Genomic DNA, 14,179 nt, shown 5'->3' with positions numbered 1-14,179 from the left:
TTTTTTCATTGTTTCCCCCCGGAAATATCTAACCTTAATTCTAAGTGGTTAGCTAATTTTTAAAGCAGACAACCTATACCTTTTATAACAATAGTTCAAATAATTTTTTGAATTTATTATAATTTTTTACTTTAAACCAAGATTCTCCTCCCGATATAAAACTGTTTTCTCATAATAATTTTTTATTTCTATGTATGAGATTTGGATACCACAGCAAAAAGCCCTATCGAGTAATAGGGCTTTCGTTCAAAACAGAGGGTAACTGTTTGAGTTGTTTTGCTTAGGCATTCTTATTGTTAAATTGATTGCCTTGGCATTTGGTACACGGTGGTAAACGATCAGTACCAATTTCTAAGTAGGTGCGGTGTCCGCATTGAACACAAAAATAGAAGCCTGTTCCGGGTTTTTCGCCAGCAGTAACCATCTTTGTTCTCCATGGTTTTAGAAATGGTCTGTCTAGTATAACTCTCCAGTGATGAATGTCTATTGTCCATTTTTGTAAATGATGATGGCATTTGGGCGAAGAGGATATGGCTCAAATTTATTATTGCTACTTTAAGTTATGAAGTTTGTTAACATTACTAAATAGGGAGCGAGAAACCCTAAAACCGTCACATGATTTGAGGCAAAATTTATAAGATCACTATACTGAGTTTTATATTCATGTGTTCCCACTGCAGTACCTAATTGTTCAAGTCTTTTTTCTACTTCTAAAGCAAGTTCATCCTCAATCTGAGAATGTTTTAAATCACTTATCAAATTTATAAAATCTTCTGGTAATTGAGTATTAGTAACTTCTTGTTGGATATTACTATTGCTATTCCCTGATGATAAATTTCCCACATTTCCCGAAATATTAATATTAAAAATCTGGCTTACTTTATCTTGTGGAATTGGATTCGAATTGATTTCTACATCTCCTGCATCTTTATTAATCATTTCTATTTCCAATGCAAAATTTAAAATTTTTGTTTTTACAGTATCAACCATACCAATCACAGCAGAGGCAGGAATGACCTTCCAAGCTTGTATACAATTATAGCCTTCATACATAGCTGAACCATACTTAGCAAGAATTATTAGATTCCAGTCCTGAGTTAAAACCCCACTATCACTACTAGATAAACTTTCTAATGTCGCAATAGGACTGTTAAATTTTGCAATTGAATAGTTTTCTTGAAGTTCTGATGGTAAACAAAAGATTGGCATATCAGCATTTCTTAATCCACTTCCAAAAGCACCAGAAAAATGCCCTTTAGAGTTAACACTTAAAACCCTATAGTTGGGTAATATTTCTGTTTGAGAATACCCATTTAACTCAGATTCAACCCAGTTTTTAAAATCATCATTTCCTAATCGATAAGCTAGAATTTTACATTTCCTTAATAAATCAGAAACTTTAACATTAGAATTTACCGCATCATTTTGAATTTCTCGTAATAAAGACATTTTACCCCCAAATAAAAACCCCACTTCACAGTAGGGTCTTTTTTAAACAATATCAACAACTTTAATCCACCCTTGCGAAGCAATGCTTCTTATCTTTCAAAAACATGAGAACTCCCTCCTTTTAAAAAGGAGGGTTGGGGTGGATTAAAAAGAAGTAACTTAAATCAAGCCACATTCCCTTCCAAGAAATCCTGTGCAAAGCGCTGTAATACCCCACCCGCTTCATACACATGTACTTCTTCTTCAGTATCCAAACGGCAAGTCACAGGCACTTCAATAATCTGGTTCTTACCATCATCGGTTGAACGCTCAACCACCAAAGTCAACGTCGAACGTGGTGCGATATTACCAATCACGCTATACAGCTCAGTACCATCAAGACCCAAAGTCTTACGGTCTGTACCCGGCTTAAACTCAAGCGGTAAAACACCCATACCGACTAAATTAGTACGGTGAATACGCTCAAAACCTTCTGCCACAATCGCTTCTACACCTGCCAGACGCACACCTTTCGCTGCCCAGTCACGACTCGAACCCTGACCATAATCCTTACCGGCAATAATAATCAACGGTTGTTTACGGTTCATGTAGATCTCAATCGCTTCCCACATCCGCATTACTTCACCTTCAGGTTCCACACGCGCTTTCGAACCCTGCTTGATGGTGCCATCAGAACGCACTACCATCTCATTAAACAGTTTCGGGTTGGCAAAAGTCGCACGTTGCGTCGTGAGGTGATCACCGCGATGCGTTGCATAGGAGTTAAAGTCTTCCTCAGGCACACCCATTTTTTTCAGGTATTCACCTGAAGCACTGTCGAGCACAATGGCATTCGATGGTGATAAATGATCAGTGGTGATGTTATCGCCCAAGATCGCCAGCGGACGCATATTTGACAAGGTACGCGGTGCAGCCAAAGCCCCTTCCCAATACGGCGGACGGCGAATATACGTACTTTGCGGACGCCAGTCATACAACGGACTTGTTGCTTTTTCATTCACACCCAAGTCGAACATCGGAATATAGATTTTTTTGAATTGTTCTGGTTTTACAGCAACTTTCACCAGCGCATCAATTTCTTCATCCGATGGCCAGATATCTTTTAGATAAATCGGGTTGCCGTCTTTATCAGTACCAAGTACATCTTTTTCGATATCAAAACGAATCGTACCGGCAATCGCATACGCTACCACTAAAGGCGGTGAAGCCAAGAATGCCTGTTTCGCATAAGGATGAATACGCCCATCGAAGTTACGGTTGCCCGAAAGCACCGCTGTTGCATACAGGTCACGGTCGATAATTTCTTGCTGAATTTTTGGATCGAGTGCACCCGACATCCCATTACAGGTCGTGCATGCATAGGCCACGATACCAAAGCCCAGTTTTTCTAAATCTTTAAGTACGCCTGCTTCTTCCAAATACAAAGCAGCCGCTTTAGAACCCGGTGCAAAAGAAGATTTCACCCAAGGTTTACGCACCAAGCCCAATTCATTGGCCTTACGTGCTAGCAAACCTGCCGCCACCGTATTACGTGGGTTGGAGGTATTGGTACAAGAGGTAATCGCCGCGATAATCACCGCGCCATCTGGCATTAAGCCTTCTGCTTCTTGCGCACGAGCTGCTTCTAAATTACCGGCAATACCTTTTTCTTTCAGATCAGCAGTTGATACGCGTGCATGTGGATTCGATGGGCCAGCGATATTACGTGTCACAGTCGATAAATCGAAACGCAGCACACGTGGATATTCCGCTTGAGTCATATCCGATGCCCAAAGCCCGATCTCCTTGGCATAAGTTTCAACCAGTTTGACTTGCTCAGGCTCACGACCGGTCAAGGTCAGATAATCAATCGTGTTCTGGTCGATATAGAACATCGCAGCCGTTGCGCCATATTCCGGGGTCATATTAGAAATCGTGGCACGATCACCCACCGACATGCTGTCAGCACCTTCACCAAAGAATTCTAAATATGCGCCAACCACACGCTCTTTACGCAGGAATTCGGTTAATGCCAAGACGATATCCGTTGCGGTAATACCCGGCTGACGTTGGCCCACCAGTTCTACACCAATAATATCTGGCAGACGCATCCACGACGCACGGCCCAGCATCACGTTTTCAGCTTCCAAGCCACCCACACCAATCGAGATCACGCCCAATGCATCGGTATGTGGCGTATGCGAATCTGTACCAACACAGGTATCCGGGAATGCCAGACCGTCACGGTTCTGAATCACTGGAGACATTTTCTCCAGATTGATCTGGTGCATGATGCCATTACCGGCAGGAATCACATCGACATTTTCAAAGGCAGTTTTGGTCCATTCAATAAAATGGAAACGGTCTTCGTTACGACGGTCTTCAATGGCACGGTTTTTCTCAAAGGCATCCGGATCAAAACCACCAAACTCAACTGCCAGTGAATGATCGACAATCAGTTGGGTTGGTACTACCGGATTGACTTTAGACGGGTCACCGCCCTGATCGGCAATCGCATCACGTAAACCGGCAAGGTCCACCAGTGCCGTTTGCCCCAAGATATCATGACACACTACACGTGCCGGATACCACGGAAAATCATGTTCCTGTTTACGCTCAATCAGCTGGCGTAAAGACTGTTCCAGAATGGCAGGATCACAACGACGCACCAACTGCTCTGCCAGGACTTTGGAAGTATAAGGAAGTTTGGCATATGCGCCTGGCTGAATATCTTCTACGGCCTGTCGCACGTCATAATATTCCAGCTGGGTGGATTGCAGCGGTTTACGGTAGTTGTTGTTCATAAGCTTGCCTGCTCTCGTTTATCTCTATTTTTATTCATCAATAGATATTGATGAGTTACTTTTGTAATAGCAGCATTGTACGCTGCACAAATAGCATTTCCCAAATTTTATATTTTTCAAGTACTTAATTATAAAAATCGGTATTTTCGTAAAAATTTGTTACATAGACTTTAGAATTTTTGCTTTAAAGCAGTCTTTTGCTAAAAAAATCTGAATAATTCGCCTTATTCTTTAGTCTTATGTTGCAAAATATTTCTCTATATTTTTATTTTACTATTCCTCTAAACCACTAATATCATTAATAAATAATTAATTTTATGTGCATTTTTTTAAAGATAAAAAAATATAGTCGCACTGGTTTTTATAGGCTTGTCCTGCCGCCGCATTTAGCAAAATTTCAATCCCCTAATTTGGGATAGCAGATTTTCCAAAACTATCAGAAGCTCAGTGTGACACATGTCACATTATTCGTAATCCTCACATTAAAACAATAACCATAAGAGGCAGAACTGAGATGTTGAAAATCGCAATATTCGGAGCTATAGCCGCCATTTTGACGCTCTTAGCTCGCGGTTGGGATGGAACAAAAAATCCATCGCCGCCGTCAAATCCCTCTAACCCGTTCCAACCCTCTCATCCCTCACACCCAACACCTCCACCCAAACCCTCACATCCCGTTCCGACAACATCAGACAGCTTGATTAGCAACCCACCTCTGTTACCGAAAAGTGCCAAAGGCAAATATGAGCTGATCGTGGCTTATAAAACCAGCAAGCTCTACAACCCCAGAAACGGCTTATGGGATCAGGTACTGCTGAGAGGCTATTTAACCAAACCGAGTTTATTTGATAAGAAAAAAACTGGTGAATATGTTGAGGATCAGTTGGTCGGGCCACAGATTCGGGTCAAACAGGGTGAAACCTTGGCACTTAACCTGAATAACCAGCTTCCACCCGAGTCAGAAACAACTTGTCCAACTCATGTTGAGAATGTAAATGAACCTCACTGCTTTAATACTACCAACCTGCATACCCATGGCTTCTGGGTCAGTCCTCAAGGCAATAGCGATAATGTTTTCCTGAAATTCAAACCTCAGGAAAAATTTGATTATCAGTTCAAAATGGAACCGAATCATCCCGCAGGGACTTACTGGTATCATGCCCATCTGCACGGTTCAACTGCTCTTCAGGTGTCGAATGGCATGGCCGGCCCATTGATTGTTGAAGGCTCAAGAACGCCAAAAGTCAAAAATGGTAAAGTCACCTCAACTGGAGATATGGATATTCTATGGAAAGAAAAAAACAGTTACCCGAACGAAAACATCCTGTTGTTCCAGCAAATCCAATATCGCTGTAGTAATCCCGATCCTAATGTCACATTCGCTGTTCCCAATAACTGTGAAGGTGTAGGTATAGGCATGCTGGAAAATTATAATGACCTGTCTATTGGCGGCTTCTGGACCAACCAGAATTACTATACGTCTATCAACGGTAAAATTTTAGGTGAGATCAAAGCAGAACAGAATCAGTTTAACCGCTGGCGCATGATTCATGGTGGTGTACGCGATACCATTGGTTTAATGATTAAGGAAATTCCCAACTCCAGTAAGTTTAGCGCAGAACAAACCATTAAAGCCTGTTCAGCCTATCAGGAGGCAGACAAGAAAGCTGAATTTGAAAAGCTGAATAGCTTGAATGTGCATACCATCGCGCAAGATGGCTTAACCATGAATCATGTACAGACCAGAACCCTGTCCGTGTTCCATCCTGGTTATCGTCATGATGCAATGGTTGCCTTTCCGACCACCAATAGATACTGCATTTTTGACACCAAATTGAATATCGATGATGAAATTAACGCGCCATTACCGAATGTAGGCCCTCAAATTGCTCCCACTCACCGCTTCAATGCCCAACTGCTGGGATGGGTCAATGTAAAAGCAGCCAAGACCAAGCCTCAGACTGCTGCCCAGTTCCTGAAAGATCGGGCACAAAAAATTGGTTTAAACAAAGACATCCAGAGCCAGTTATCTCAGCTTAATCTTTCTGCGTTTAGTGATCATCCATCACTGATGACGCCGGAAATTGATAAAGTAGTCGCTGCCCGACCAAAACAATATAGTGCTTTTTCGCTCGGTCCCGACCCTAGAACTGGCGTGTTCAAATTTGGCTTCCGGCATAAAAAAGATGGAGATACACTGAGTTTCGGAGATTTCTTTGATGGAGATGGTTCAGTGGATGGCGAATATGTCCGTCAATTACAAGTTGGACAGACTGATGAATGGGAACTGACCAGCGCTGGTTTTGGTGGTCATCCGTTCCATATTCATGTTAACCCGTTCCAGATTGTTAAAATTTTGAATCCTCAAGGTAAGGATGTCAGTGAGGCAGTGGCACCAGAAGATCCGGTGAATCCAGTTCTGGATGATGTGCAATACCGTGGCATGAAAGGACAGTTTAAGGACACGCTTTTTGTAAAACAAAACTATACCTATATTGTCCGCAGCCATTACAAGAAATTTGAAGGTGACTTTGTACAACATTGTCATATCCTCGACCATGAAGATCAGGGCATGATGGAAACCGTACGGGTCTGTGGAGGCAAATTCCCTTGCGATTCGCCATTACCGGCTAGCCATCACCACTAAAGATCCGCTCGCTAAAAGCCAATGATTTCGATTGTTGGCTTTTTTGTTTGCCTCTATTTGATGCTTGCTGCACAATAACTGCATTGATTTATAGTATTCAAACCGGGGCTTATTATGGCAGCGTCTCCTGCTTTTACATTGTTTAGTCTGAATGGTGTAGATGCACAAAAATTCCTTCAAGGTCAGGTGACTTTGAATACTGAAACTTTGGCGGAAAACCAGACCCGCTATACTGCAATCTGCAGTCTGAAAGGACGCATTCAATTTGGCTTATGGCTTAAAAAAATCAGTCCGGAAAGCTTTGAAATCGTGAGCATTGCAGATCAGGCTACGGAACTGGCCAATCATATTAAGAAATTTGGCGCCTTTTCAAAAATGAAACTGGAACTGGTTGGTCCGGTTTATCCAGCCGTCAATGGCATTCATACTGACTTTATGGCGACTGAAACCGATGTAACGATGTGGGAACAGCAAGCTATTGAATCAGGTCAAGCCTGGATTCAGGCTGCCACCGCGACCCTGTTTCAACCACAAGAATTACGTTTGCATCAACGCGAAGGCATTCACTACGATAAAGGTTGCTACCTGGGTCAGGAAGTCATTGCACGCTTGTGGTTTAAAGCCAAGCCAAAACACTGGTTACATCTGGTTCAAGGCACAGGTGTCGCGCCTGATGTTGCGACCAAACTGAGCAATGATGTTGAAATCGTCAATAGCATCACGACTGATACCGGTTATAAAGCACTCGTGGTCGCAAAACCTGAGGCATTGACTGAGCTAGGTCTAGAAGTTCTGGAACTTCCTGAAGCCTTAAGTGGTGATGTGGCGCGTCCGCAATAATGACTACTTAGCACATAAAAAAAGCCAAGATGAAATTCTTGGCTTTTTTGTTTTAGAAACCATGAAACAGCTTGTTCATGTCTTTCACGACATAATCTTTGAAATGATAGGCCCGCGCATGCTTGGCATCAAACTTTGCCGTGAGTTCACCTTTTTGAAAGATATATACTCGGTCTTCCTGACTCATCAAAAAATCTGCCCCAAGTTTCATCAGCAGCGCATCAATCTTGTCTTCATCGGCAATCGATTCATCAGCATTGATTCTGTCATAGTGACGTTTAATGGTTTTGACAAACATGGTGAAATCCTGGGAGGCTGATTCAAACCGAGATTTAATCAGAGAAGTCGACTGAAGCAAAGTAATCCTTTTAATATCTGCAAGATTGATCAAAACCTGTCCAAATCATGCATCGATTTAAACGGTGTATTGTGCTTTGATGATTTGTATTTAGTGACAAATTGTATATTTACAAAGCACAAAATCCTTTTATGATGTAAGTGAAAATGATTAAAACCGCATCAAGGAATAAGGTGCCAGCAATAATAAGGTTATAGGAACCATGAAAAAATTAGTACTCGCTACAGTTCTTGCCCTTTCTGCGCAATTCGCTTTGGCAAATACCGTAAAAGATCAAGTCGATCCCCAATTTCAAAAAGTTGAGGCCATGGTCAAAGCCAATAATTTTAAAGGTGCCTATGACGCTTTGAATCAATTGGCCAGTCAAGGAAACGCCCAGGCTTTATATAACTTAGGCTATTTGACCCAAACCGGCCAAGGTACAACCAAAGACGAGAAAAAAGCCATTCAGCTCTACGAACAGGCAGCCAGCAAAGGTTATCCGGTGGCCAATTATGTATTGGGTAAAAATTATGCAGCCGGCACACTCGGACTCAAACAGGATTTGACCAAAGCCAAACAGCATCTGGAACGCGCTTCGGCAGCCAAATTTGATGATGCCAGCATTGATCTGGCCATACTGCTGTTTTCTGAAAATACAGCAGCGTCAAATAAAGCCGGACTGCAAAAGCTGCAACCGCTGATCAGCAAAGGCAATATGCAGGCCATTCATGCCAAAGCCTTATATGACATCAGCAGCGGTTTCAAAAACAAAGATGAAAAACCGATTCAGCAAGGCCTAAGCAGCATTCAGGAACTGGCAAAAAAAGGTTATATTCCGGCGCTGATGGCAGTAGGTAATATGTTTGCCAATGGCAGTATTGTTCCGCAAAACCTGCCAGAAGCGAAGAAAATCTTTGCCGCACTGGCGCAGCAAAATGTTCCACAGGCCAAAGAGTCTTTGGCAGCGGTAGACAAAATGCTGGCTGAGCAGAAAAAAGCACCTGCGAAAAAGAGTTAAGTTAATTCCACAAAATTAAAATATAAAAAGCCCCATGCAATTTGGGGCTTTTTTTGTGGTGGAGCATCCATCTTCTAAAAGATTATCCCCACCACAAGGCAATTAAGCCACTGGTCACGATAAAACCGGCAATGGTACTCATCAACAATGGCGTTAAAGTTCGATCATTCAGACCATACGCCTGTCCCAACATGCCAAAAATCGTCGGCATCGGCAAAGCTGCAATGAGCGTACCAGCATGGACCATTTCCTGACTTAAATCAGTTAACTGGCTCAGTCCCAGATACATCAATAACGGCATCATGATATTGCTGGAAAATACCAGATAGAAACTTTGCAGATTGACATATTTCAGACTCATTCCTACGATCCCGCCGCCAATGGCAAACAAGGCCAATGGTGAGGCCGTCTGACCAATCAAGGCGAAGACCTGATCGAGATAGACTGGAATTTTAATCTGGAAAACCGCACAGGCCATGCCGAGCATGACCCCCATAAATAAGGGATTCTTCAGCAAGGTCAGCAGTACACTTTTCAAAATGGCGCCAAGATTTGCCTGATGTTGTGTGCCCAGCGCAGCCATGACCAGCACCAGCGGAATCAGCAACACGCTTTCAATGATGACCACCAGAGAGGTATAGGTCATCGCCTGTTGCCCGATCAATAAGCTGAGCACAGCCGTACCAATCAGGCCAGTATTTGACATTGCAGCGCCCAACGACAGCACTGCACTTTGCGAATGCGTATTCTGAAAATGACGGCGCATAATCCAGAAGCCGCTACCATAGAGCAGCAAGGTCACACTGCTGTACACGGCAAAGTATTCAAAATACCAGATTTCATGCAGGTCTTTGGAGGCAAGGGACTGAAAGAACAGCAAGGGCAAGGCCACTTTAATGACAAAAGCACCGACCGTCCCAACCTGCTCTTTGCTTAACACTTGACTCTTTACAGTCAGATAACCCAGTGCCAATAATAAAAATATGGGCACAATGACCGCAAAAATCATAATGCAGTATCCTCTTGTCAGTGATATTCCATTATAAGAATTTCTGAGACTAAAGCAGTGTTAAAAAGGCTCAAACAGGTGATTCAAACCATGCGGTGCGCAGCGCAGATATTGCGGTGAAATCTTGATTTTTTCATCAAGTGCTGCCGCTGCATGCCAAGGCCAATGTGGATCATAAAGAATGGCACGAGCCAGTGCGATAGCGTCGGCTTGGCCCTTTTGTAAAATATCTTCTGCCTGCTTAGCTTCAGTAATCAATCCCACGGCAATCACGGGAATATTCACGACTTTCTTGATCGCATCTGCAAAAGGTACCTGATAATTCGGCTTCACATCAATGTTCTGTTTGACATGCAGCCCGGCACTGGAGATATGAATATAGGCAGCACCCGCAGCTTCTAGTGCTTTAGACAATTCAACTGAAGAATCAATGGTCCAGCTGTCTGGCTGATCCATCCAGTCGCTGGCTGAAATACGCACTCCAATTGGATAACCTTCTGGAACCGCCGCTTTCATGGCTTGTAATACTTCCAGAGTCAGGCGAATCCGGTTTTCCAGTGAACCGCCATACTGATCATCACGTTTATTTGAAAGTGGTGACATGAACTGATGCAGTAAATAACCATGCGCTGCATGCAGCTCAATCAGGTCAAAACCGGCATCAACTGCACGTTTGGCACTTTCTGCAAAGTCAGCAATGACCTGCTCAATTTCCGACTGGCTTAAGGCTTTGGGTGGATGTTCATCGGCCTGAAAAGGAATATCACTGGCAGAAACAGTTTGCCAGCCATGTGCTTCATCCGGCTTAAACTGACCTTTACCTGCCCATGGTTTATCTGTTGAAGCTTTACGCCCTGCATGTGCGAGTTGAATCGCAAAAGGCATCGGGGAAATGGATTTGACTTTTTCCAGTAAGGTCTTGATCTGCTTTGCCTGTTCGTTATTCCACAAGCCCAGATCGGCATAACTAATCCGGCCTTCTGGCTGTACCGCAGTCGCTTCGACGATACATAAACCTGCACCCGATAAGGCATAGTTGGCCCATTGCTGCTCGTGCCAATAGGTAATTTCCCCCTGCTCTGTTGCAGAGTACTGACACATCGGCGCAATTACGATTTTATTTTGAAGTTGCAGTGATCCAAATTGAATAGGTTGAAATAGTAATGCCACGCTGTATTTCCTCTTTTTATTGCACAGTTTCACTCTAGAAATAAAAACAGGCTCCCAAGAGCCTGTTTAGTTATAACGTGAACGATCAAACTTTAGAAGATGATTCGTGTAGTCAAACCAAGTACCAGTGCATCATCCACATTGTTGCTTGAACCTGGATTAATGACATATTGCAGGTTTGGACGCAGCATCAGCCACTTTGTTGTGTTATAGCTATAGTTCAGTTCAATATTGTATTCTGCATCAGCATTGAAAGCTGGCCGTGAATCAGCAAAGCGATCATTCACATGCACACGGTTGACCGCCAGACCTAAAATGTCGTTCGGTTGACTGTCCGCAAGACCGATATATTTCAAACCGATTTGTTGTGAATTATCCACTTTATTGGTATCGCGGTCATGCCAGGTAAAGTTGGCAAATGAATGCAAACCCTGACGGCCCTGACCTGTAGACGTTAACTGTTGCTCTACAGCTAACCAGCCGGCAAAGGTACGGTTTTTGGCATCAGTAGGATTGGCAATATCCTTTTGGTTGGCAACATCATCGGCCGTATTGTACATCCCGCCAACCCGGTAGCTGCCTGGCAGGCCATTCACTAATGATTTCGGTGTCCAGATTACTTCTGCTGGAATTGTCACGCCATCTGCATGGTCGGTATCCAGACTCCAGCCTTGACCTTCTTTAGCGCCATTACCATTATCCGGATTAAACTCATACACACCGACTTGTACGGCAAGTTCAGGATTGAGTTGCTGCTTCACGCGCGCACCCCATTGTGCTACAGGCGTATTCATCCAGATATTGCCCTGCCATTTTCCCATTTGCGCTGCACAAAATGCAGTACTGGCAAAATCACAAGCCATGACATTAAAGTCCATGCCCAGACCAAGACGACCCGCCTTAATACTGAGTCCCTGCTCTTTATAATTCTTTTCAATAGACAGCTCGCTCAGACGGCTATCCTGATTACCACGTCCGAAAGTACCTTGTACATTGGCCAGTTGCGGTGCACTAGGATCCTGCAAGTCACGGACAGAGGTACTTTGACCCTGACGTGCACTCATCACGGCACGTACGGTGACGCCATTCCATCCTGCCAGCTTTTCCATGTCCAGTTGAGTACCTAGCCATAATTGGGCAGAAGTTAATGGATCTGCGCCCTCATTACGACCACCATCAGCAAGATAGGCGGTATCGGTTAACAGATTAGCTTCAAATTTAATTCCCTGTTGGGCCAGTTCTGTACGTTGACCATTCCAGTCACCCAGTAAATATTGACCTTGTGGATCAAATGCAGATTCCGCCTGAGCGGTTGTCATGGCAGCCATTAAAGGCAATAGAGCTAGACCTAAATATTTCATGTAAAACCTAAACATTCGGAGAGAAAAATAAGCAAGGTTTTTAAATTGCTATTAGGTGCATGAATTTACATAACTTTTCATATAAATTCTCAGCATTTTTTTTATTACTCATTAAACTTTTAGTTATGCCTTAAACATAAAAATATAATTTTTATTTTAACAATTTCAAATTATTTATATATTTTTCATTAACTTATAATTTATTGATATTTTCTATTCGATTTACTCCCAAGAAAATTTGTTATAAAAAAATAGAAACCTAGTTTATTCTTTAAACAATTACAGCTTAAATAAATATGAAATACCCAGTCATTTTCCAGCGATTTCGCCCAGATTAACGCTTGCAATCCCGGCCAATTCACCCAATATTAGCTGCATCTCCCTCGCCACTGATGTGTTATGCCTGAATTACCAGAAGTTGAAACCACCAAAACCAGTTTATTGCCTTTATTAGAGCAACGCGTAAAACGTGTTGAAGTACGTCAGTCAAGTTTGCGCTGGCCTATTCCGGAGAATATAGAAAAGCTGGTGGGGCAAAAATTACTGAAGCTCACTCGCCGTTCTAAATATATTCTGGCGGAGTTTGAACACGACACCATGCTCTGGCATTTAGGCATGTCGGGGAGTTTCCGTCTATGCGATGGCAATGAAGAATTACGTAAACATGATCATCTGATCATTCAGTTTGATGATATCGAACTGCGTTATCATGACCCTCGCCGTTTTGGTTGCATTCTTTGGCTGGATGCACAATCACAAAGCAAATTGATTGACACGCTGGGGCCAGAACCCTTAAGCGAGAACTTTAATGCCGAGTATTTATTTGAAAAATTGAAGAATAAAAATGTTGGCACCAAAGTTGCAATTATGGATAATCATGTGGTGGTGGGCGTAGGCAATATTTATGCGACCGAAAGTCTGTTTAATCTGGGGATTCATCCGGCACAACCGGCCTCGACTTTAAGCTTGGTGCAGATTGAAAAGCTAGTACTGGAAATCAAGCGTATCTTGAAACAGGCAATTGATCTGGGTGGTTCAACCTTAAGAGACTACACCAATGCCATGGGCGAAAATGGCTATTTTCAGCAAACCCTGTTGGCTTATGGCCGTGCCGGTGAGATGTGCGTGAACTGCGAGACCACGCTTGAAAATATCAAATTGGGACAACGGGCTTCTGTTTTTTGTCCTGAATGCCAACCTTTGAAAAAGATCCAGCTCCCTGTCAAAAAAGTGGCAACTGTACGAGGGAAAAAGTCATGAAAACAGCCATTGTGCGTCATATTCTGGTTAAAGATAAAGAAACTGCTGAACAGCTTAAAAAGAAGATTTTAAGTGGCGCCGACTTCAATAAAATCGCCAAACAATATTCAACCTGTAATTCTGCCAAACGTGGCGGTGAGCTAGGTGAAGTGAAGAAAGGCCAGCTGGTTCCAGTGATTGATAAATTGGTATTTACTGCCGCTGAACGTGTATTACATGGTCCGGTCAAAAGCCAGTTTGGTTTTCATTTGGTCGAAATCAAGTTTCGGATGGATTTTTAATATTTATAAATCCCTCCTTAC

Annotated in this window: 12 protein-coding genes; 5 read left to right on the top strand and 7 right to left on the bottom strand. The window is 42.9% G+C overall.

Annotated elements, in window-relative coordinates; all coding sequences use genetic code 11:
* Positions 1-280 precede the first annotated feature (280 nt).
* The 3 genes from J7649_RS13435 to acnD form a co-directional block, all read right to left on the bottom strand.
* Entirely contained in the window at positions 281-424 is a 144-nt protein-coding gene (locus J7649_RS13435) for a zinc ribbon-containing protein (protein WP_004645925.1), read from the bottom strand.
* 131 nt (positions 425-555) lie between these two features.
* Positions 556-1,449, bottom strand: coding sequence for an AbiTii domain-containing protein (locus tag J7649_RS13430; protein ID WP_219308593.1), 894 nt, complete (start codon positions 1,447-1,449; stop codon positions 556-558).
* 164 nt (positions 1,450-1,613) lie between these two features.
* The gene (gene acnD / locus J7649_RS13425; protein ID WP_219308590.1) at positions 1,614-4,232 is read right to left on the bottom strand and encodes a Fe/S-dependent 2-methylisocitrate dehydratase AcnD; all 2,619 of its coding nucleotides are present in this window, start codon (positions 4,230-4,232) and stop codon (positions 1,614-1,616) included.
* Positions 4,233-4,746: 514 nt separating this feature from the next.
* On the opposite strand from acnD, the gene J7649_RS13420 reads away from it, so the two are divergent.
* Together J7649_RS13420 and ygfZ are read left to right on the top strand one after the other, a co-directional pair.
* Complete coding sequence (locus J7649_RS13420) at positions 4,747-6,879, top strand: multicopper oxidase family protein (protein WP_219308589.1); 2,133 nt, start codon at positions 4,747-4,749, stop codon at positions 6,877-6,879.
* 114 nt (positions 6,880-6,993) lie between these two features.
* Positions 6,994-7,719: a CAF17-like 4Fe-4S cluster assembly/insertion protein YgfZ gene (gene ygfZ, locus J7649_RS13415; RefSeq protein WP_219308587.1), complete on the top strand. Its 726-nt coding sequence runs from the start codon at positions 6,994-6,996 to the stop codon at positions 7,717-7,719.
* 52 nt (positions 7,720-7,771) lie between these two features.
* Here ygfZ and J7649_RS13410 read toward each other — a convergent pair whose 3' ends face one another.
* A complete protein-coding gene (locus J7649_RS13410; RefSeq protein ID WP_219308585.1) occupies positions 7,772-8,017 on the bottom strand; it encodes a hypothetical protein in 246 nt (81 codons plus the stop codon).
* A 262-nt stretch (positions 8,018-8,279) separates the two neighbouring features.
* Between J7649_RS13410 and J7649_RS13405 the strand changes: the two genes are divergently transcribed.
* A complete protein-coding gene (locus J7649_RS13405) occupies positions 8,280-9,077 on the top strand; it encodes a tetratricopeptide repeat protein (RefSeq protein WP_195725637.1) in 798 nt (265 codons plus the stop codon).
* Between the two features lie 82 nt (positions 9,078-9,159).
* On the opposite strand, the gene J7649_RS13400 is transcribed toward J7649_RS13405, so the two are convergent.
* The 3 genes from J7649_RS13400 to J7649_RS13390 form a co-directional block, all read right to left on the bottom strand.
* Positions 9,160-10,086 (bottom strand): AEC family transporter, encoded by a 927-nt coding sequence (locus tag J7649_RS13400; protein WP_004732131.1) that lies wholly within the window; start codon positions 10,084-10,086, stop codon positions 9,160-9,162.
* A 60-nt stretch (positions 10,087-10,146) separates the two neighbouring features.
* Complete coding sequence (locus J7649_RS13395) at positions 10,147-11,256, bottom strand: NADH:flavin oxidoreductase/NADH oxidase (RefSeq protein WP_219308583.1); 1,110 nt, start codon at positions 11,254-11,256, stop codon at positions 10,147-10,149.
* A 92-nt stretch (positions 11,257-11,348) separates the two neighbouring features.
* Positions 11,349-12,617, bottom strand: coding sequence for a carbohydrate porin (locus tag J7649_RS13390; RefSeq protein ID WP_219308580.1), 1,269 nt, complete (start codon positions 12,615-12,617; stop codon positions 11,349-11,351).
* A gap of 399 nt (positions 12,618-13,016) precedes the next feature.
* Between J7649_RS13390 and mutM the strand changes: the two genes are divergently transcribed.
* Both mutM and J7649_RS13380 read left to right on the top strand, forming a co-directional pair.
* Positions 13,017-13,877 carry a bifunctional DNA-formamidopyrimidine glycosylase/DNA-(apurinic or apyrimidinic site) lyase gene (gene mutM / locus J7649_RS13385; protein ID WP_129717587.1) on the top strand — a complete coding sequence of 287 codons (861 nt, stop codon included), beginning with the start codon at positions 13,017-13,019 and terminating at the stop codon, positions 13,875-13,877.
* Entirely contained in the window at positions 13,874-14,158 is a 285-nt protein-coding gene (locus J7649_RS13380) for a peptidylprolyl isomerase (RefSeq protein WP_004281718.1), read from the top strand. Before mutM ends, J7649_RS13380 begins: the two co-directional genes overlap by 4 nt.
* The last annotated feature ends 21 nt before the right edge of the window (positions 14,159-14,179 follow it).

The sequence above is a fragment of the Acinetobacter lwoffii genome, from assembly GCF_019343495.1.
In the GTDB taxonomy this organism is placed as follows: domain Bacteria; phylum Pseudomonadota; class Gammaproteobacteria; order Pseudomonadales; family Moraxellaceae; genus Acinetobacter; species Acinetobacter lwoffii_P.
Note: the sequence above shows the minus strand (reverse complement) of the source record. Positions and strands in the feature narration are given on the sequence as shown.

What these genes read in the sequence shown, in the direction of transcription:
- J7649_RS13435 (WP_004645925.1), bottom strand. Translation starts at nt 424, where the DNA reads ATGGTTACTGCTGGCGAAAAACCCGGAACAGGCTTCTATTTTTGTGTT.
- J7649_RS13430 (WP_219308593.1), bottom strand. Translation starts at nt 1,449, where the DNA reads ATGTCTTTATTACGAGAAATTCAAAATGATGCGGTAAATTCTAATGTT.
- acnD (WP_219308590.1), bottom strand. Translation starts at nt 4,232, where the DNA reads ATGAACAACAACTACCGTAAACCGCTGCAATCCACCCAGCTGGAATAT.
- J7649_RS13420 (WP_219308589.1), top strand. Translation starts at nt 4,747, where the DNA reads ATGTTGAAAATCGCAATATTCGGAGCTATAGCCGCCATTTTGACGCTC.
- ygfZ (WP_219308587.1), top strand. Translation starts at nt 6,994, where the DNA reads ATGGCAGCGTCTCCTGCTTTTACATTGTTTAGTCTGAATGGTGTAGAT.
- J7649_RS13410 (WP_219308585.1), bottom strand. Translation starts at nt 8,017, where the DNA reads ATGTTTGTCAAAACCATTAAACGTCACTATGACAGAATCAATGCTGAT.
- J7649_RS13405 (WP_195725637.1), top strand. Translation starts at nt 8,280, where the DNA reads ATGAAAAAATTAGTACTCGCTACAGTTCTTGCCCTTTCTGCGCAATTC.
- J7649_RS13400 (WP_004732131.1), bottom strand. Translation starts at nt 10,086, where the DNA reads ATGATTTTTGCGGTCATTGTGCCCATATTTTTATTATTGGCACTGGGT.
- J7649_RS13390 (WP_219308580.1), bottom strand. Translation starts at nt 12,617, where the DNA reads ATGAAATATTTAGGTCTAGCTCTATTGCCTTTAATGGCTGCCATGACA.
- mutM (WP_129717587.1), top strand. Translation starts at nt 13,017, where the DNA reads ATGCCTGAATTACCAGAAGTTGAAACCACCAAAACCAGTTTATTGCCT.
- J7649_RS13380 (WP_004281718.1), top strand. Translation starts at nt 13,874, where the DNA reads ATGAAAACAGCCATTGTGCGTCATATTCTGGTTAAAGATAAAGAAACT.